This window comes from Bacillus sp. FSL W8-0640 (assembly GCF_038007725.1).
Lineage (GTDB): Bacteria > Bacillota > Bacilli > Bacillales > Bacillaceae_G > Bacillus_A > Bacillus_A cereus.
In genome coordinates this window covers 3,947,232-3,965,980 of record NZ_JBBOXT010000001.1, presented here as the reverse complement: position 1 = coordinate 3,965,980, position 18,749 = coordinate 3,947,232, and the positions used below count along the sequence as shown (strand labels likewise).

Below are 18,749 nucleotides of genomic sequence, written 5' to 3'. Positions count from 1 at the left end.
CGAGGAAGAGTGAAGGGGTGAATGAAAGTTGGAACAAACGATTTATATTAAAATGCGCAATCGTTTAAAAGTTTCTCCTACTTATGAAGTAAAGCTGGGCGATGTTGCTCAACTTGCCGGAGATTCTTCCGTAGTTGAGTTGTTACAAAATGAGATAGTTTACAAAATAACAGCGCATGATAAGACGCATGTTGTAATTGATGTTATGAAAGTAATTGAGATTATTCAACAGAAAGCATCTCATCTACAAATTAATTTACTCGGTTCTGGACAAACTCTTGTTGAAATTATATACGAAAAAAAGAAGACACACCCAATTTTTTTCGGGCTTGTATGGCTGTTACTTTTCATTGGAGCGGCCCTTGCGATCATTTATTTCCATGAAGATGTAAGTATGCAACAAGTACATCAACGGTTATATTACATGATTACTGGAGAATTTAATGCGCAACCACTTTTATTTCAAATTCCTTATTCTTTAGGTCTTGGCTTAGGGATGGTTTTATTCTTTAATCATGTATTTCAAAAGCGAATTAATGAAGAGCCGAGTCCGCTAGAAGTTGAGATGTTTCAATACCAACAGTCACTTGATCAGTATGTAATCGTTAATGAAAACAAGGATAATATGAAACAACTTACCGATGATTGAGTCTGGATTTGTTATTTTAATTGGTTTAGCTGGAGGGATTGCGGTAGGTAGCGGATATGTCGCATTTTTAGCTGTACTTGGTATAATCCCCCGTTTAGCCCAATTAACGAGAAGTGGAAAGCATATTCAATATTTTGAGTGGGCAGTCATTGCAGGTACTTTAACAGGGGCTTGGTGCAGTTTGAAAAACATTACATTTCAAACGTCGCAATATTGGCTCGTTATATTAGGGATATTTTGTGGCACGTTCATTGGAATGCTTGCTGCGGCATTAACAGAGGTGTTAAATGTTCTGCCTATTTTAGCGAAACGAGTAGGGGTAGAGGGGAAGATTATTGTTTTGCTCGTTGCTCTTGTACTTGGGAAAGTAATAGGATCGTTGTTTCACTGGATTTATTTCGTAAAGTAGGAGGCAGTATATAAATGACAAGTCAGAAATTGAAGGATGATTACATAAATAAAGTGAAGGAGTATCATCCAAAGCCAAACTATTTACTAAATTGTATCAAAGCATTTCTTGTAGGTGGACTCATTTGCACAGTTGGAGAAGTATTGATGAAATTTTATATACATTATTTTCACTTCAGTGAACAAGAGGCAGGAAACCCAACTGTTGCAACCCTTGTTTTATTATCCGCGATTTTAACAGGGTGTGGTGTATATGATAAAATCGGTCAATTTGCTGGAGCAGGATCAGCGGTACCGGTAACAGGATTTGCAAATTCTATGGCGAGCGCTGCCTTAGAACATAAGAGCGAAGGGGTTGTTCTAGGGATTGCTACAAATATGTTTAAACTGGCAGGAAGTGTGATTGTATTTGGGGTTGTTGGTGCATATATCATTGGGTTAATAAGGTATACCTTTAAAATTTTTATGTCTTAAAGGAGGGGCTAGTATGAGGTTGACCGGAAAACAAACGTGGGTATTTCAAAATGATATATATGTGAATGCAACGGGTACTGCTGTCGGTCCGAAAGAAGCTGAGGGCCCTCTTGGGAAAAAATTTGATATTTCATATGATGACTTGCATTGTGGAGAAGAAAATTGGGAGCTCGCCGAACGAAGATTAATGTCAGACTCAATTCAACAAGCAGTGCAAAAAGGGAATATAAAAACATCGCAAATTGATTTCTTTTTAGCGGGAGATTTATTAAATCAAACAGTGACAGCAAATTATGTTGCGCGTAAGTGGGGCATTCCTTTTTTAGGAATGTTTAGCGCTTGTGCAACGTCTATGGAGACTTTAGCAGTTGGCTCAGCTTTTATAGACGGTGGATTTGCAAATCGTGTCTTAGCTACAGTAAGCAGTCATAATGCAACGGCTGAAAGACAATTTCGCTATCCAACAGAGTACGGTGGGCAAAAACCAGGGACAGCAAATTCAACTGTGACTGGTGCAGGATCTATATTAATTAGCAATGAAAAAAGTGCAATTAAAATTACGTCAGCTACAATCGGAAAAGTGCAAGATTTAGGAATTACAAATCCTTTGGATATGGGGGCAGCGATGGCTCCAGCAGCAGCTCATACAATTCAACAACATTTTGAAGATTTAAGAAGAAGTGCCGATGATTATGATTTGATTGTTACGGGTGATTTATCAGCTGTTGGGACGCCGATTGCGAAACAACTTTTACTTGAGGAAGGTTATGATCTTGGGCATATATACAATGATTGTGGATTGATGATTTATGAATCAAGTCAAGAAGAAGTGTTTGCAGGTGGTAGTGGTTGCGCTTGTTCAGCAGTTGTTACGTATGGCCATTTATTACACGAGATGCAAAAAGGGAATTTACAACGAATCTTTGTCGTTGCGACTGGTGCATTATTAAGCCCGATGATGATGCAACAGAAGGAAACGATTCCAACAATTGCACATGGTGTCGTATTTGAGAGAGTTAAAGGAGAGTGAATTGTGGATTTTATATATGCATTTCTTGTAGGTGGAGCTATTTGTTTAATTGGGCAACTATTGTTAGATTTCGTAAAGTTAACACCAGCTCATTTAATGGCAACTTTTGTAGTCATCGGAGCAATTTTAGATGGATTTGGATTGTACGATAAACTAATAAAATTTGCAGGTGCTGGAGCGACAGTCCCTATTACAAGTTTTGGACATTCACTATTGCACGGAGCAATGCATGCAGCAGAAAAACATGGATATTTAGGAATTGGTATTGGCATGTTTAGTTTAACGTCTGCGGGCATTTCCGCAGCGATATTGTTTTCATTTTTTATAGCACTTATATGTAAACCGAAAGGATAAATCAAATGAGACGAAGGGTTGTTTTGGTCACAGATGGAGATGAATATGCAAAGCGGACAATTGAGCTTTTAACGAAGGAATTTGGGGGAAGGTGTATTTCAGCATCACAAAGTAATCCAACCAAATTGACAGGGAAAAAAGTTGTTGAGCTTATTATGCAAACGCCATATGACCCTGTATTTGTCATGTTTGATGACAGTGGATTTATTGGAGAAGGATCTGGTGAAAAGGCATTAAAATATGTGGCTACCCATAAACAAATTGATGTGCTCGGTATTTTAGCAGTAGCGTCTAATACGCATCATTGGGAATGGGCACGTGTAGATGTAAGTGTAGATCGGAACGGGAATTTAACCGAATACGGTGTTGATAAATTTGGACTTCCAGATGGTGAAATTGGCAGGATTAGCGGAGATACAATATATTGTTTAGACGATTTAAATGTTCCTGTCATTGTTGGAGTCGGTGACATTGGTAAGATGTGTGGAAATGATGAATGGGAGAGGGGATCACCTATTACGAAGAAAGCAATTCAATTAATTTTGGAAAGGAGTGGTTTTTATGACGAAGCCTAAAAAAGTGGATATCCCTATATCAACTTTCATAAGTGACAATGAAAATTATTTAAAGCAGACAGTTGGACTAGGCGTTACATACGATGTCGGCATTCGTAAATTTCAAATTTTGAATAAAGAAATTGGTGTGTTATTTGTAAACGGACTTTGTGATACAAATTATATTATCCCTATTTTAGAAGAAGCGGTGGATACAAATGAGATAAGGGATGTAGAAGAAGATACAGTGAAGCTTTTAGAGAATCGCTTAATCCATCAACAAGTAAGTAAAGTGAAAACGATGGATGAGGTAATGCTCCAAGTATTATCAGGACTGATCGTGATATTTGTGGAAGGTGAAACGGAAGCGTTCGCGATCGATGTTCGTAGTTATCCAGGGCGAACACCGACAGAACCGGATACCGAAAAGGTAGTACGAGGTGCGAGGGATGGATTTGTTGAAAATATCGTTGTAAATACAGCGTTAATTCGTAGGAGAATTCGAGATCCACGTCTTCGAAATGAAATGGTTCGAGTAGGAGATAGATCGCAAACGGATATTTGTATTACATACGTTCAAGATGTTGCAAATCCAGATTTAGTAAAGATTATAAAACAAGAATTAAATAACATCGATGTAGATGGAATTACGATGGCGGATAAAACAGTAGAAGAATTTGTTGTAAAGCAAAGCTATAACCCATTCCCACTTATTCGATATACAGAAAGGCCAGATGTAGCAGCAAATCATCTACTAGAAGGACATGTGTTAGTACTTGTTGACACATCGCCAAGTGCTATGATTACACCGACAACATATTTTCATCATTTACAGCACGCGGAAGAGTTTAGACAAAATCCAGCTGTCGGTACATTTTTACGCTGGGTGCGCTTTTTAGGTGTTATATTCTCGTTATTTTTATTACCATTTTGGTTAGTGTTTGTATTTGATCCAACTCTTTTGCCAGCAAATCTTGCTTTTATTGGACCGACTAAGATGACGCATTTACCAATTTTATTACAGGTGTTAATGGCAGAGGTCGGACTTGAGTTTTTAAGGATGGCAGCCATTCATACTCCAACGCCGTTATCGTCTGCAGCAGGGTTGATTTCCGCTATATTAATTGGTCAAATTGCAATTGATGTAGGTTTGTTTGTGCCAGAAGTAATTTTGTATGTAGCAGTTTCGATGGTTGGTGCATATGCAACACCGAGTTATGAACTAGGATTAGGGAATAAGGTTGGGAAATTGTTTGTTATTATTTTAACAGGTCTCTTCCATGAGATGGGATTTGTAATTGGTATGACGATATTAATTTTATTTTTAACGTCTATAAAAAGTTTACAAACACCTTATTTATGGCCGTTTTTACCATTTGATTGGGGCGCGTTAACAAAAATTTTACTCCGTCCAACGATGTCTAGTTTAAAAGTACGACCAAGTATTGTAAGACCTCAAAATGTAAAAAGACAAAAATAAACGGGATTATACACCTGTTTATTTTTTTAGCAAAAATTTATTATTTTTTAACAAAAATCAAACATTTTTTGTGTACACTTAGAGTAGATATTGTGTATGAAAGGGGAAGAGGACATGATTAAATTATTTGTAAGTGATTTAGATGACACGCTCGTTTACGATGTGAATCATATGCAAAAAGAAGATGAACGTGCGCTGTGTTGGTTAGCTGAGAAAGGGACAAATATTTGTTTTGCCTCTGGCCGCTTTACACACAGAATTGATGAAGTTGTAAAAAGGTTTGCATTCCCATATTACACAACTGGCTTAAATGGAGCGACAATGTTACTTCCAGATGGAAATTTATTTCATGAATCGAGTTTTGAAAATGTGGTTGCCCAGGAAATATATCGATATATACATAAAAAAGGACTAGCGGATATTGTTTGTGCAAATGAGCAGCGATATACAAAAAGGAAGAATGAACATCACCATAATTTTGAAGCATATATGGGCGTGCATATCTCTGAAATTGAAGCGTTAGAAGAAGAGTTTGGTAAGACTGTACACCCTGCAAAATTGTTTGTTTTTGGAGAAGAAGAGAAAATTGTGACGTTAGATCAAGAGCTACGAAATACGTTTCAAGGCGAAGCGGAAGTTTTTATATCAGGTAAACGCTATGTTGATATTATGCCAAGAGGCGTGAGTAAGGGGAGTGCTCTAAAGCGACTAATGGATTATTTGCAAATTGAAGCAAATGAAGTTGCTTGTATTGGAGATTCTTTCAATGATATTTCTATGTTTGAAGTAACCCCGCATTCATTTACTCTTCATCATGCCCATCCATATGTAAAGGAGAAAGCAAATCATATAGTGCGTTCGGTTGAAGAGGCTGTTATGAAATTACCGTTACTTGTATAAAAAAGAAGCCCGTCATTGGCGGGCTTCTTTTTTACTTGAATAAAGATTTAACAAAATCAATGATACTTGAGAAGAAATCTTTCACTTTATCTAGAAAACTTTGCCCTTCTTCAGATCCTAAAAAGGCAGAAACATGTTCTTTTGCTTTGTTTAATTGACTACCAACTTGATTCCAATCGATATTAAGATTTTTCATTTTATCAAATAACGATACTAAGTTATCTAACTGTTCATCTGTTAATGTAATGCCGAGTTGGTCAGCAATTTTTTTAATTAATGAACGTAAATCTTCTGTTGTTTTTGGCTGTTCTTTTGCAATTTCTTCTTTAATTTTTGCAACAAGTTGAACTGCTTTTTCTTCACCAATTTTATCACCAAGCTGGGCTGTTTGTACCATTTCTTCATTCGCTACTTTTTTAACTTCTTCAGGAATTTGTTTATTGGACGCAGTTTCGTATGCTTTCATTAATCCAGTTAAAGCTGCAGTTCCTGAAACTTTAAAAGGTGCAGTAATTTGAATTTCTGCATCTTTTACACCTGCTGTAATCAAAGCGTTAGTGTACATTGCATCTGTTACCCAGTTAATGTTCTTTGATCGTACAATAAGACCAGATCCTGGTTTTGTGTATGTAATCATAGAAGAAGAAATTGCTCTCGTACCAATTTGTGCTTTTGGAACAATGCCTTCTAGAAATTTATGTTCTTCCGCATTAGATACAGTGATAATTGTAGCATCTTTTGGTGCTTTCATTTCTTTTAACAGATCTTGTTTTTGTTGTTCGGATAAGTTCTCTCCTAATGTAACAATTGATTCTCCCTCGATGATGTCTGCAAATGAAGCTGTTGGCATCATAAATACCGTTACAGCTAATAGCAGAGCTAATAATTTCGTTTTCACGAAAAATCGCTCCCTTTCTCTTTCTAAAATTTTCGGGCAACAAAGTTATTATAGTATATATTTCTTATTTGTCACCTAGCTTTTTCCACATTTCAAAAAAGAAGTATCTAGATTGTCGGATTCTTTTTGTTTCTAGTCATGAATGTGGTAATATAGTGCTGAGATAATTGAAAGGAGACATATACGCATGAAAACTTTAGGATACATATTAATGGAAAACGGTGAAAAAATCGACTTGGAATTTTTCCCAGAAGAAGCACCGAAAACAGTAGAAAACTTTAAAAAATTAGCAGAGCAAGGATTTTATGATGGTGTGACATTCCACCGTGTTATTCCTGGCTTCGTAAGCCAAGGTGGAGACCCAACAGGTACAGGTGCAGGTGGCCCAGGTTACTCTATTCCATGTGAAACTGATGGAAACCCTCATAGACACCTTGTAGGATCACTTTCTATGGCTCACGCTGGCCGTAACACAGGCGGTAGCCAATTCTTTATCGTTCATGAGCCACAACCGCATTTAGATGGTGTTCATACTGTATTTGGTAAAGCAACAAGCGGTATTGAAACAGTATTAAAAATGCGTCAAGGCGATGTAATGAAAGAAGTTAAAGTTTGGGAAGAATAAGGTAAGGAAAAAGAGAGCTTTTGCTCTCTTTTTTATTTTTAATGAGATTGAGTACTTCTTCTACAGCTCATCATACAAGTAGTATTGTTGCTAAAATATATTGCTTGTGAGAACAAACCTTTAACCAATTACATAGAATACATTACATTATATGTTTCAATAAATATTTTTTGTTATATTAATTTTGCTAGAATTGTGCTGCTTTAGGGTAACTATAAATGAAGTGCTGTTGAATGATATGTTTCTTTCCATTCCATATAAAATTTTCTTTTTTTAACTCTATTTATTAAAGGAATAGTGCTGAAACATAGATTTGACTTTCTTCTTTTCGCTTTGTATGATTATCAAGTTGTTTTAGACTCTTCTCACTCTGTTGAAAATATTGTAAAATGAATGTGATATGAAAAGAGTGATTGAGGGGATTACTAGTTTGTAACTTTTGTAAGAAGGGATAAGGGTTATGTTAATTCGTTTTAAAAAAAGTTATGAAAAAATTGCAATGGGGCTTCTTTCGTTTATGCCAACTGAAAAAGATGTGAAAACATTACAATTGACAATGAAAGAATATGAAGCAAAAGATGATTGGCAATTGTATTTGTGGAAAGAAAATGAAGATTTTGTTGGAATAATGGGGATTGTAAAAAAAGAGAATCAAGTATTAGAAATTCAGCATTTGAGTGTGAACCCGTCTCACCGTCATGTGGGGATTGGGACGAAGATGGTTCAAGAGTTAAAGAGTAAATTTCTTGAGTTTACAATTTGCGGAAATGAGCAAACGGCAAGTTTTTGCGAAAAATGTAAAGGGCTAGAACAAAATATACATTCGTGAAAGCAGAGATAAGTAGTTTATTATCTCTGCTTTCTTTTTTGTAATTGTTCGTTTCGTTCAGTAATGACCTCTGTGCGATCACGCATAGTGTGCTTGTTTATAATATATTCACCTGGGATAGCATTCAAGTCTTTCCAAGAGAGGTTTTGTTTTTGACATAACTCTATGCACTGCTTCTCTAACGATGGATCTGATAAGGGTAAAAATAAAGGTAAAAAACGTTCTTTTTTATGGATAGATTGCAATCTTTCATTGAGCAAGGAAAGAAGTTGTACTTGATTAATTCCTAAACGTTGTAAAGGCACACCGCTTTTTTCTAAAATGATGATTGCGCTTTTCATCATTTTTGTGGAACCATTCCAATTAGCACGTCTTTGGTGGTATAAAGAAACTGCGATTTGAATGAGACCAACTAAGTAATGATCACGATTACCTCTTGGTTTTGTTTTCCAATACTCTTCTAGTATTTCGTGGCATTCAAAATAGTCATAATCTCCATGGAAATGAATTAAAAATTGTATGTATTCGGTAGGATACATGTTTTCTCGCTCCTATCTAACGGTTATACATATAAGTGTATCATAGAAATATGAACAATAAACGACTAGGAGGTTTCCCCCTAGCCGTTATTGTTCATATTAGCAGAAGCAAGCTGCTCCTACAATAATTAGTAAAATAAACAGTACAACAAGTAATGCGAACCCACCGCTAAAACCACAATCAACGTGACCCATAGTTTTTTGACCTCCTACATTGTTCTTACTACACTGTTATCATATGAAGTGGTGGGCATGATGACATAGGCATCGGTCTATTTTTAATTAAATTTCTTAAAAAGGTTGGATAGAACATGAGTATGCTCTATACTTATGTTGTTATAGAAAAAATGTGGTGGGATGCTTTGTGCAATATAATTTTAAAGTAGAGGCTTTTGAAGGGCCGTTAGATCTATTGTTACATTTAATACATCGTTATGAAATTGATATATATAATATTCCTGTAGCAGATATTACAGAGCAATATTTATCTTATGTGCATACGATGAAAGAACTTCAATTAGATGTTGCAAGTGAGTATTTAGTAATGGCTGCAACGTTATTACAAATTAAAAGTAAGATGTTGTTGCCGAAACATGAAGAAGATGTACTTGATAACGGTGATGATTTTATAGATGATCCTCGTCAAGAATTGATGGAGAGGTTAATTGAATATAAGAAATATAAGCAAGTTGCTACTGAGTTAAAAGAAAGAGAACAAGAAAGAGCACAGCTATATACACGTCCACCAATTGACTTTACATCGTTGCAACAAGAAGAGGAGACAAGCTTACCTCTTGATGTTACGTTATATGATATGCTAGCAGCATTTCAAAAATTAATGCGCCGTAAAAAGGCAAAAAAACCTGTAACAACACGTATTACTCGTCAAGAAATACCAATTGAACAGCGAATGACTGATATTTTAAAGCAGTTAAAAATAAAGGGTGGTCGCCAAAGTTTTTACGATTTGTTTGTTGATGATGAACGTGAAATAATGGTTGTAACATTTTTAGCAGTTCTGGAACTTATGAAAAATCAACAAATCATAATTGAGCAAGAACATAATTTTGATGAAATTTTCGTATCAAGCTCTAATAAATCTGCATAGAGCAAGTATGTGAAAATAGGATAGGAACATTTTATCTCATGCTATGTTTTAATGTATCGTTTGGAACAAGAGAAAAAATATTGAACCGAACGCATTAATTGTGATTCGGTTTTTTGATGTGTATTTTTATGGGAAAATAGAAGGAAGGAGCTCGTGAAATGGATAGGAAAGAACAAAAGTCAATTATTGAAGGCCTTTTATTTGTTTCTGGTGATGAAGGGATTTATCCAGAACAAATAGCGAAAGTTCTTGAAATTGAAATGAATGAAGTAATTAATATTTTAGAAGAAATGCAACAAGAATGTGAAGGTGCAAACCGTGGTTTGCAAATTGTACAGTATGCAAAAGTATATCGTTTTGCTACAAAGAAAGAACATGCTTCATATTATCAAAAATTAATAGATACACCAACAGCTGCTTCACTCTCACAAGCTGCCCTCGAAACTTTAGCGATTGTTGCATATCGCCAACCGATCACAAGGACTGAAATGGAAGAGATTAGAGGAGTTAAAACCGATAAGGCGTTACAAACGTTGGTTTCACATTTACTTATAAAAGAAATGGGAAGAGCAGAAGGACCAGGGCGTCCTATTTTATACGGAACAACAAAAGAATTTTTGGACACATTTGGATTGAAAACATTAGATGATTTACCACTGCTTTCTGAAGAGAATGAACAAATGAATGAAGCAGATTTATTCTTCGGTTCCTTACAAGAGATATCGAAATAAAAGCTTAGCATTTTGCTAAGCTTTTTTTGTATATCAATTATTTACAGTGCCATACTAAATGAAAAAAGGAGACGAGTTATGAGAGGTATGCGGATTATTTTATTATTAGTTTCTGTTTTATTATGTTTTTCTTTAAATAGCGCATCAGCTAAAAGGTATATGATGTCCATTCATACTACGTCTCCTTTACATATGCATCGGCAACATCTTAGTAAAATGAAAGTGAGCTTTTTAAAAGTGGGGCAAGGTGACGCAACACTTATTATAATGCCAAATGGACAAACAATGTTAATTGATGGAGGACCTTATGAAGCAGGAGAGGTTATTATTCAGAAATTAATTGAGAAAGGGATTAATCATTTAGATGTAATTGTCAGTACGCATCCCGATATGGATCACATAGGGGGGTTAATTCCAATTGTAGAGCAAATGCCGGTATCGCTTATATTAGATAGCGGAAAAACATATAGTTCTCTTACTTATCATACGTATCGGAATAATATTAAAAAAAGAGGGATACCTTTCGTTTCAGTAAAGGAAGGACAATATATACCGCTGGATCCACATGTTTCTATACAAGTATTAAACAACGGGAAATCAAAAGATGAAAATAATGAATCCTCAATTGTTTTAAAGGTGCGATATGGAAAAGCGGATTTTTTATTAATGGGTGACGCGGATGTACGGACAGAACATGAAATATTAAAACAATTTGATGTCCATGCAGATGTGTTAAAAGTGGGGCATCACGGCTCATATACTTCAACAAGTGAAACGTTTATAAAAAAAGTGGAACCGCAGTTTGCTATTTTGTCGTACGGGAGTAGTAATCCGTATGGACATCCTCACCAAAGTGTAGTGAAACGCTTAAAAAGGCACGGTATAATGGTATATAGAACGAATAAACGTACAGTAGAAATGGAAACAGATGGTGAACATATTATGTTAGAGTCTAGCGGGTTAATGCCATTATTGAAGTGATTTCTAGATTAGGGGGCGATACTGTCCCTTTTTGGAAAAATGAATAATATATATTATAATTATAAGAGACGTAAGAAATTTCCTTTTCTGTTGAATAAAAAGGAAATTTCATTAGAATGTATAGACAACTACTCGTGCGTATATTAAGATGGAACTAGGCGAATAAGGTAATAATAACAAGTAGGTAATTCATGGGAAAGGATCGATGAAAATGAAAACGCAAATTGTCATCAATGCCAAAATTTACACAGGTCAAGAAATAGTGGAAAACGGATTTATTCGTTACGCAGAAACCATTAAAGAAATTGGTTTGATGGCTCAATATGTACCACAAGAAAATGAAACTGTTTTTGATGCTACAGGGAAGATTGTAATTCCAGGTATGATCGATGTTCATATTCATGGTGGATACGATATTGATGCGATGGATGCAAATAGCGATGGGTTAGTAACTCTAGGTAAAGAAATGTTAAAAGAAGGGGTTACAACTTACTTCCCAACAACAATGACACAAGCTCCAGAGGCAATTGAAGCAGCGTTAACTGCTGCAAAAGAAGCAAAAGAAAAAGGAGCGCATTTCGAATATATTCACTTAGAAGGACCTTATGTTTCAAAGAAACGTGCAGGTGCACAACCACTTGAACATATCGTTCCTGCAAATATTGAGCAATTTAAACAATGGCAAGAAGCAAGTGGGAATTTAATTAAATTAGTAACATATGCACCAGAAGAAGAGGGAGCATTAGAGTTTGAACAATATCTTGCTGAAACTGGTGTAGTTGGCACAATGGGGCATACAGATGCAATTGATGCGCAACTAAAAAATAGAAAGATTACACATGCGACACATTTATACAATCAAATGCGTGGATTACATCACCGTGAACCAGGAGTTGTTGGTCATGTGTTATTAAATCCAGATGTAATGGTTGAAGTAATTACAGATGGCATTCATATTCACCCTGATATGGTGAAATTAGCATATAAGTTAAAAGGACCAAAAAAAGTAAGTGTTATCACTGACGCAATGCGTGCAAAGGGTCTTGAAGATGGATTATATGAGCTTGGCGGACAGCCAGTACATGTAAAAGATGGTAGTGCTCGATTAGAAGATGGAACGTTAGCTGGTAGTATTTTAAAAATGGATCAAGCTTTCCGAAATGTAATTGAATTTACAGGTTGTTCAATCGAAGATGCAGTACTGATGACATCAGTTAACCAAGCAGAAGAGTTTGGATTAAATAATAAAGGTGCATTAGCGGTAGGAAAAGATGCAGACTTTGTTGTGATGAATGAAGAGTTACATGTATATGATACGGTTCGTTTAGGAATTCATATGAAGGAAGGGAAGTAATTAAATGAATATTCTTGTTGTAAAAACTCCAGAAGAACTAGCAGAAGCAGGTTATAAATTAATTGAAGAAGTTGTAAAAACAAAAGAAAATCCAACATTAGGAATGGCTACAGGAAGCTCTCCATTAGGTATTTATGCAGAAATGCGAAAAAATAAACTTGATACAAGCCGTGTAACCACTGTAAACTTAGATGAGTACGTAAATTTACCACATGAAGATAAAAACAGCTATCACTATTTCATGCAAGAACAGTTGTTTGATCATCTTCCATTTAAACAAACTTATGTACCAAACGGGATGGCAAGTGATTTAGAGGAAGAGTGCAAACGTTACGAGAGCATTCTAGCTGCTAACCCAGTTGACCTACAGATTCTTGGAATCGGTGAAAACGGTCACATCGGATTTAATGAGCCAGGAACACCGTTTAATTCTCCAACAAACATTGTTGAATTAACAGAATCTACACGCCAAGCAAACCTTCGCTTCTTCGAAAAAGAAGAAGATGTGCCAACTCATGCGATTACAATGGGAATTGGAAGCATTATGAAAGCGAAACAAGTTCTACTAGTTGCTATGGGTTCTAAAAAGGCAGAAGCTGTTAAAGAATTATTGCAAGGTGAATATAGTGAAGAGTGTCCGGCTACAGTTTTACAACGTCATCCGAATGTAACCGTAATCGCTGATCAAGAAGCTCTATCTTTATGCAGTGAGGCGATTGCTGATGAACATCGACAAGTATTCACCATTTCCGATCTATTATCAGATTCAAGAGTGGGTGAAACAGCTAATTGAGGACGGCGAATGGAAGCCGGGAGATAAAATCCCATCTGAGAATGAACTTTGTGATAAGTTCGAAGTGAGTCGAATGACAATCAGACAGGCGATTAATAATTTAGTGGAACAAGGCTATTTATATCGGAAGCGTGGAATTGGAACATTTGTCCAACTTCCGAAAGTGGAACAAAAATTGCAAGGAATGACGGGATTCACAGAAGACATGATTTCTCGTGGGATGAACCCAAGTAGTCAATTACTTAGTTTCCGCCTAGTTCCAGCTACTGCGAAAATAGCAGACCGGTTGAGAATACAGGAGGGGGAATCGGTTTATGAAGTGAGGCGTATTCGCTTAGCTGATGATGAACCGATTGCTTTTGAGACGACATATTTGTCGCCAGCTCTTGTAAAAGATATTAACGAAGAGATATTGCAACAATCTTTATATGAACATTTAGAGAAAAAACTGGGCTTTAAACTTGTTAGCGCTACTCAGTCAATTGAAGCTTCCGTTGCGACGGAAAATGAAGCTGAACATCTGCATATTCCTAAAAAGGCGCCTGTACTTGTAATGCGTCAATGGTCATATTCAGAAGGTGAGGTACCGCTAGAGTACGTGAAATGTATTTATCGTGGAGATCGTTATAAATTTATTACGAATATCGCACGTAACAAATAGTATATTTCAGTTTGTGAAGTACAGTGGAATTGAAAATGGTTAACATGTAAAGAAATAAAAATACGACTCATCCTTATAAGGAATGAGTCGTATTTTTATTATGAGCAATTACGTGGTTAACAGCATCTTTGACGTGATTTACTACATAGTGAGCGTGATTTTTTACTGCATCATCTGCTTGTGACATAGCAAAACTGTGAGGAGTTAAAGAAAACATAGGAATATCATTGTAAGAATCCCCTATACAAGCAATTTCCTCAGGTTTTATTTGAAACTCATTTAATAAAACAGAAATGGCAGAGCCTTTACTAACATTCGGTGGCATTACATCTAAACATTGTTCTGCTGAGATGAAAGTACTAACTTTCCCGTGGAATTTTTCATCAATTTTTTTCTGAAGGAGTTGTAAGCTCTCCTTTGTTCCACCGACAGAAATTTTATTTGGGAAAATTGTATCATCAATCTTCTGTAGTAAGTTTGGTTCTTCAACAGAAGTCATAGTTACTTGTTGTTCAAGTTCTTGAATAAAAGGTGTTTTCTCTTCAATGTAATAATTATGCTCATCACTTACATAACGGAAATAAGGATCTTCATTCGTCATAGCTAACAAATCGGGAAGTATGCTGGAATCAAAAGTTGCAGATAATAGTTGTTTATTTTCATGTGTATATACAAAAACACCATTTACACTAATGCGATGAAAATTTGTATTTACAGCTTTCATTAAGTCTGCAATTTCATTATCAAGTCTTCCGGAAGCGAAGCAAAGAATAACATTTTGTTCGGCAAGGCTGCGTAGTGCCGCAACATCTTGTTCATCAATAAGACCTCCGTGTTGCATCATTGTACCATCGATATCACTTACAAACATTTTAATCATGCTGTTATCTCCTTTCTATGTACAGTTGCTCTTACATTATACGCATCATATATAAACATGTCTAAAAAATGAATTTTTATTAAATGGCAGATGTTTTACATTGACGACAAAGAAGAATATTCTGTAACATAAAAGTAGGCTATTTAAGTACGAGGGTGGTGTTATATGAGTAATTATCTAGAAATTAAAAAAGTTTTAAATAATAATGTCATCATTGCTAGCCATCCGGAACACGAGGAAGTAGTAGTGATTGGTAAAGGAATTGGATTTGGGAAAAAAGCGAAAGATGTATTGGAGCAAGAACAAATCGAAAAAATGTTTGTCTTAAAAAATGAACGTGATCGTGAACAATACAAATTATTAGTGCCGCATATTAGTGAAAAATTAATTGAATTGATGAACGATATTATGCTGTACATTCAAGAAAAAGCGAAATCTCCACTAAATGAACATATTCATATTGCGTTAACGGATCATATTTCATTTGCGATTAAAAGGTTAAAACAAGGACTTACAATTGATAACCCTTTTTTAGTTGAAACAAAAATGCTCTATCCAGAGGAATATGAAATTGCGGAAGGTGTTGTACAACTTTTAAATTCTCGTTTGCAAATTACATTGCCAGAAGGAGAAATTGGTTTTATTGCACTTCACATTTACAGTTCGCTTACAAATTCTGATTTATCTTCAGTTAATCAAAACTCCCGTCTCATTGCACAACTTGTATCTTTAATTGAGACAAACTTACAAATTACATTAGACCAAGAGAGCATTCATTATTTACGCCTTATTCGTCATCTTCAATATGCTATTGAGAGGGTGAAAAAAGGAGAAAAAGTAGAAGAATCGCAAAGTTTTGCTGATTTATTAAAGGCGGAGTATCCAGTTTGCTATAACTTGGCTTGGAAGCTAGTTAAGGTCATGCAAAAAGAGTTGCAACTACCTGTATATGAAGCTGAAAGTATTTATTTAACGATGCACTTGCAACGCTTAGTGAAGGCAGAGCATGTGTAAAAAGTCATATATTTTTGTCTAAAATGAAAACGTTAAAAAAAATGATTGAATCGCTTACAATAGTTATGTATAATAACTATTGCAAAGTTATACAAATTTCGACAAACACATTAAGGTGAGTAACGAAAACGTTTGCCTTAATTATAGTGAACTTATACGTAAACCTATTTTTGACACGTGTTACTGATTCGATCAGGCATGAGTGGAGAAAAGTAAGGAATGTAAGCTAGAGAAAGGGATATACTACCCTTTGTATAGCTATCGTTCTATCTTTTTTTCCTCATGTCTTTTTGGCGTTTGTCGGAAGGTATCAATATAGATAAGAGAGGAAGGGTTTCCATGTTTAAGAAGATCTTTGGTGTTCTTCAAAAAGTCGGAAAAGCGTTAATGCTTCCAGTAGCGATTTTACCGGCGGCAGGTATTTTACTTGGATTTGGTAATGCATTTCAAAATCCACAGTTAACAAATGTTATTCCTGCTTTAAAAGCAGATTGGTTCGTAATGGTTGCAAAAATTATGGAACAATCTGGTGATATTATTTTCGCTAACCTTGCATTATTATTCGCAGTTGGGGTAGCAATTGGTTTAGCTGGTGGAGACGGAGTAGCTGGTTTAGCAGCATTCGTCGGCTACTTAATTATGAACAAAACGATGAGTGTGTTCTTAGAAGTAGATAAGCTAGTGAAAGTAACAAGTTCTGGAGCAGACCCAGTAAAAATTGGATTTGCAGATCCAGCGTATGCAAACGTATTAGGTATTCCAACGCTACAAACAGGAGTATTTGGTGGTATTATCGTCGGTATAGTAGCGGCATATTGCTATAATAAATACTTCAACATTGAATTACCATCATACTTAGGTTTCTTTGCAGGTAAGCGCTTCGTACCGATCGCAACTGCAACATTCTCTTTAATAGTAGGTATTATCATGTGCTTCATTTGGCCATACATTCAAGGTGGCTTAAACACGTTCTCACATCAAATGATTGATGCAAATAGAACAATCGCAGCATTTATATTCGGTTTAATTGAACGTTCATTAATTCCATTTGGATTACATCACATTTTCTATTCACCGTTCTGGTTCGAATTCGGTCAGTATACAAATGCAGCTGGCGAATTAATCCGTGGTGACCAAAAAATCTTTATGGCACAGTTAAAAGACGGTGTAGAATTAACAGCAGGTACATTTACAACTGGTAAGTATCCGTTCATGATGTTTGGTCTTCCAGCAGCAGCTTTAGCAATGTACCATGAAGCACGTCCAGAAAATAAAAAATTAGCAGCAGGTATTTTAGGTTCTGCAGCATTAACATCTTTCTTAACAGGTATTACAGAGCCACTTGAATTTTCATTCTTATTCGTAGCGCCAGTATTATTCGGAATTCACGCTGTATTTGCTGGTCTATCATTTATGACAATGCAAATTTTAGGTGTTAAAATTGGTATGACATTCTCTGGTGGTTTAATTGACTTCCTATTATTCGGTGTATTACCAGGCCGTACAGCATGGTGGTGGGTAATTATTGTTGGTCTTGTACTAGCAGTTATTTACTACTTCGGATTCCGCTTTGCAATTCGCAAATGGAATCTAAAAACACCTGGTCGTGAAGTGGCAAATGCAAATGACGGCGCAGGAAAAGCAGAAGCAGGCGAACTTCCTCGTGAAGTATTAGTAGCACTTGGTGGGAAAGAAAACATTGCTTCTTTAGATGCTTGTATTACTCGTTTACGTGTTCAAGTTAACGAACAAAAGAATGTAAACAAAGACCGCTTAAAAGAACTTGGAGCAGCTGGTGTACTTGAAGTTGGAAATAACATTCAAGCTATTTTCGGGCCGAAATCTGACACATTAAAATCACAAATTCATGATATTATGTCAGGTCGTACACCTCATGTTGAAAAAGAAGAACCTGTAAAAGTGGAAGAAACTCCTCAAAAAGTTGATGAAAATGAAACAATTGTATCACCAATCGAAGGGAAAATCTTACCAATTACAGAAGTGCCTGACCAAGTATTCTCAGGAAAAATGATGGGAGACGGATTTGCAATTGAACCAACTGAAGGAACAGTAGTTTCTCCAGTGAACGGTGAGATTGTCAATGTATTCCCTACAAAACATGCGATTGGCATTCAATCTGAAGGCGGAAAAGAAATTTTAATCCACTTCGGTATTGATACTGTAAAATTAAATGGTGAAGGTTTTGAAGCGCTTGTAGCACAAGGCGACAAGGTGAAACAAGGCCAACCATTATTAAAAGTAGATCTTGCATTTGTAAAAGAAAATGCACCATCTATCATTACACCAATTGTCTTTACAAACTTACAACAAGGGCAACAAGTCGAATTGAAAAAAGATGGAAATGTTAAGAAGGGCGAAACCGCTATTATTGACATTCAGTAGGAATTTGACGCAAAATGTTTATAATTATAATAGGCGATGTGGTTGACCGAACATCGCCTATTATATACAATAGATGGTGTAGTA

General features: G+C 35.8%; 22 protein-coding genes. 18 read left to right on the top strand and 4 right to left on the bottom strand.

All coding sequences use genetic code 11. The features are described 5' to 3' along the window. The first annotated feature begins 28 nt into the window (after positions 1 to 28). The 8 genes from N2V80_RS20365 (at position 29) to N2V80_RS20330 (ending at position 5,849) form a co-directional block, all read left to right on the top strand. Positions 29 to 649: a stage V sporulation protein AA gene (locus N2V80_RS20365; protein ID WP_000438366.1), complete on the top strand. Its 621-nt coding sequence runs from the start codon at positions 29 to 31 to the stop codon at positions 647 to 649. Continuing rightward, positions 642 to 1,058 carry a stage V sporulation protein SpoVAB gene (spoVAB, locus tag N2V80_RS20360; RefSeq protein ID WP_000572936.1) on the top strand — a complete coding sequence of 139 codons (417 nt, stop codon included), beginning with the start codon at positions 642 to 644 and terminating at the stop codon, positions 1,056 to 1,058. Before N2V80_RS20365 ends, spoVAB begins: the two co-directional genes overlap by 8 nt. A gap of 14 nt (positions 1,059 to 1,072) precedes the next feature. Continuing rightward, entirely contained in the window at positions 1,073 to 1,531 is a 459-nt protein-coding gene (gene spoVAC / locus N2V80_RS20355; RefSeq protein WP_000203810.1) for a stage V sporulation protein AC, read from the top strand. 13 nt (positions 1,532 to 1,544) lie between these two features. Further along, positions 1,545 to 2,561: a stage V sporulation protein AD gene (gene spoVAD / locus N2V80_RS20350; RefSeq protein WP_001241163.1), complete on the top strand. Its 1,017-nt coding sequence runs from the start codon at positions 1,545 to 1,547 to the stop codon at positions 2,559 to 2,561. Between the two features lie 3 nt (positions 2,562 to 2,564). Continuing rightward, positions 2,565 to 2,915, top strand: coding sequence for a stage V sporulation protein AE (gene spoVAE / locus N2V80_RS20345; RefSeq protein ID WP_000345904.1), 351 nt, complete (start codon positions 2,565 to 2,567; stop codon positions 2,913 to 2,915). Between the two features lie 5 nt (positions 2,916 to 2,920). Next, positions 2,921 to 3,490 carry a stage V sporulation protein AE gene (locus N2V80_RS20340; protein ID WP_001254415.1) on the top strand — a complete coding sequence of 190 codons (570 nt, stop codon included), beginning with the start codon at positions 2,921 to 2,923 and terminating at the stop codon, positions 3,488 to 3,490. After that, positions 3,477 to 4,949 (top strand): spore germination protein SpoVAF, encoded by a 1,473-nt coding sequence (gene spoVAF / locus N2V80_RS20335; protein ID WP_000165596.1) that lies wholly within the window; start codon positions 3,477 to 3,479, stop codon positions 4,947 to 4,949. Before N2V80_RS20340 ends, spoVAF begins: the two co-directional genes overlap by 14 nt. Before the next feature lie 96 nt (positions 4,950 to 5,045). Next, a complete protein-coding gene (locus N2V80_RS20330; protein WP_061654446.1) occupies positions 5,046 to 5,849 on the top strand; it encodes a Cof-type HAD-IIB family hydrolase in 804 nt (267 codons plus the stop codon). A 31-nt stretch (positions 5,850 to 5,880) separates the two neighbouring features. Here N2V80_RS20330 and N2V80_RS20325 read toward each other — a convergent pair whose 3' ends face one another. Then, a complete protein-coding gene (locus N2V80_RS20325) occupies positions 5,881 to 6,747 on the bottom strand; it encodes a DUF1002 domain-containing protein (protein WP_000850515.1) in 867 nt (288 codons plus the stop codon). Positions 6,748 to 6,934: 187 nt separating this feature from the next. Between N2V80_RS20325 and N2V80_RS20320 the strand changes: the two genes are divergently transcribed. Both N2V80_RS20320 and ribT read left to right on the top strand, forming a co-directional pair. Beyond that, a complete protein-coding gene (locus tag N2V80_RS20320; RefSeq protein ID WP_000853782.1) occupies positions 6,935 to 7,372 on the top strand; it encodes a peptidylprolyl isomerase in 438 nt (145 codons plus the stop codon). 460 nt (positions 7,373 to 7,832) lie between these two features. Further along, positions 7,833 to 8,201 carry a GNAT family N-acetyltransferase RibT gene (gene ribT, locus N2V80_RS20315; RefSeq protein ID WP_000908401.1) on the top strand — a complete coding sequence of 123 codons (369 nt, stop codon included), beginning with the start codon at positions 7,833 to 7,835 and terminating at the stop codon, positions 8,199 to 8,201. 20 nt (positions 8,202 to 8,221) lie between these two features. Here ribT and N2V80_RS20310 read toward each other — a convergent pair whose 3' ends face one another. Next, complete coding sequence (locus tag N2V80_RS20310) at positions 8,222 to 8,740, bottom strand: DUF309 domain-containing protein (protein ID WP_000283588.1); 519 nt, start codon at positions 8,738 to 8,740, stop codon at positions 8,222 to 8,224. 99 nt (positions 8,741 to 8,839) lie between these two features. Continuing rightward, positions 8,840 to 8,935, bottom strand: coding sequence for a YjcZ family sporulation protein (locus tag N2V80_RS20305; protein ID WP_000510194.1), 96 nt, complete (start codon positions 8,933 to 8,935; stop codon positions 8,840 to 8,842). Between the two features lie 169 nt (positions 8,936 to 9,104). On the opposite strand from N2V80_RS20305, the gene scpA reads away from it, so the two are divergent. From scpA to phnF, 6 genes are all read left to right on the top strand, one after another. Continuing rightward, a complete protein-coding gene (gene scpA, locus N2V80_RS20300; RefSeq protein WP_001199753.1) occupies positions 9,105 to 9,848 on the top strand; it encodes a segregation/condensation protein A in 744 nt (247 codons plus the stop codon). A 158-nt stretch (positions 9,849 to 10,006) separates the two neighbouring features. Continuing rightward, positions 10,007 to 10,579 (top strand): segregation/condensation protein ScpB, encoded by a 573-nt coding sequence (scpB, locus tag N2V80_RS20295; RefSeq protein ID WP_000375170.1) that lies wholly within the window; start codon positions 10,007 to 10,009, stop codon positions 10,577 to 10,579. Between the two features lie 78 nt (positions 10,580 to 10,657). Next, positions 10,658 to 11,560, top strand: coding sequence for a ComEC/Rec2 family competence protein (locus tag N2V80_RS20290; RefSeq protein WP_001214829.1), 903 nt, complete (start codon positions 10,658 to 10,660; stop codon positions 11,558 to 11,560). Between the two features lie 211 nt (positions 11,561 to 11,771). Further along, entirely contained in the window at positions 11,772 to 12,914 is a 1,143-nt protein-coding gene (gene nagA, locus N2V80_RS20285; protein ID WP_061654524.1) for an N-acetylglucosamine-6-phosphate deacetylase, read from the top strand. Between the two features lie 4 nt (positions 12,915 to 12,918). After that, complete coding sequence (gene nagB, locus N2V80_RS20280) at positions 12,919 to 13,707, top strand: glucosamine-6-phosphate deaminase (protein WP_001024210.1); 789 nt, start codon at positions 12,919 to 12,921, stop codon at positions 13,705 to 13,707. Further along, positions 13,637 to 14,368: a phosphonate metabolism transcriptional regulator PhnF gene (gene phnF, locus N2V80_RS20275; RefSeq protein ID WP_021727649.1), complete on the top strand. Its 732-nt coding sequence runs from the start codon at positions 13,637 to 13,639 to the stop codon at positions 14,366 to 14,368. Before nagB ends, phnF begins: the two co-directional genes overlap by 71 nt. Before the next feature lie 73 nt (positions 14,369 to 14,441). Here the strand turns inward: phnF and N2V80_RS20270 are convergent, their stop codons facing one another. After that, positions 14,442 to 15,248: a Cof-type HAD-IIB family hydrolase gene (locus N2V80_RS20270; protein ID WP_000594244.1), complete on the bottom strand. Its 807-nt coding sequence runs from the start codon at positions 15,246 to 15,248 to the stop codon at positions 14,442 to 14,444. A gap of 165 nt (positions 15,249 to 15,413) precedes the next feature. Between N2V80_RS20270 and glcT the strand changes: the two genes are divergently transcribed. Further along, positions 15,414 to 16,262, top strand: a complete 849-nt coding sequence (glcT, locus tag N2V80_RS20265) for a glucose PTS transporter transcription antiterminator GlcT (protein ID WP_000073854.1) — start codon at positions 15,414 to 15,416, stop codon at positions 16,260 to 16,262. A 339-nt stretch (positions 16,263 to 16,601) separates the two neighbouring features. After that, positions 16,602 to 18,665 carry a PTS glucose transporter subunit IIABC gene (gene ptsG / locus N2V80_RS20260; protein ID WP_000473174.1) on the top strand — a complete coding sequence of 688 codons (2,064 nt, stop codon included), beginning with the start codon at positions 16,602 to 16,604 and terminating at the stop codon, positions 18,663 to 18,665. The last annotated feature ends 84 nt before the right edge of the window (positions 18,666 to 18,749 follow it).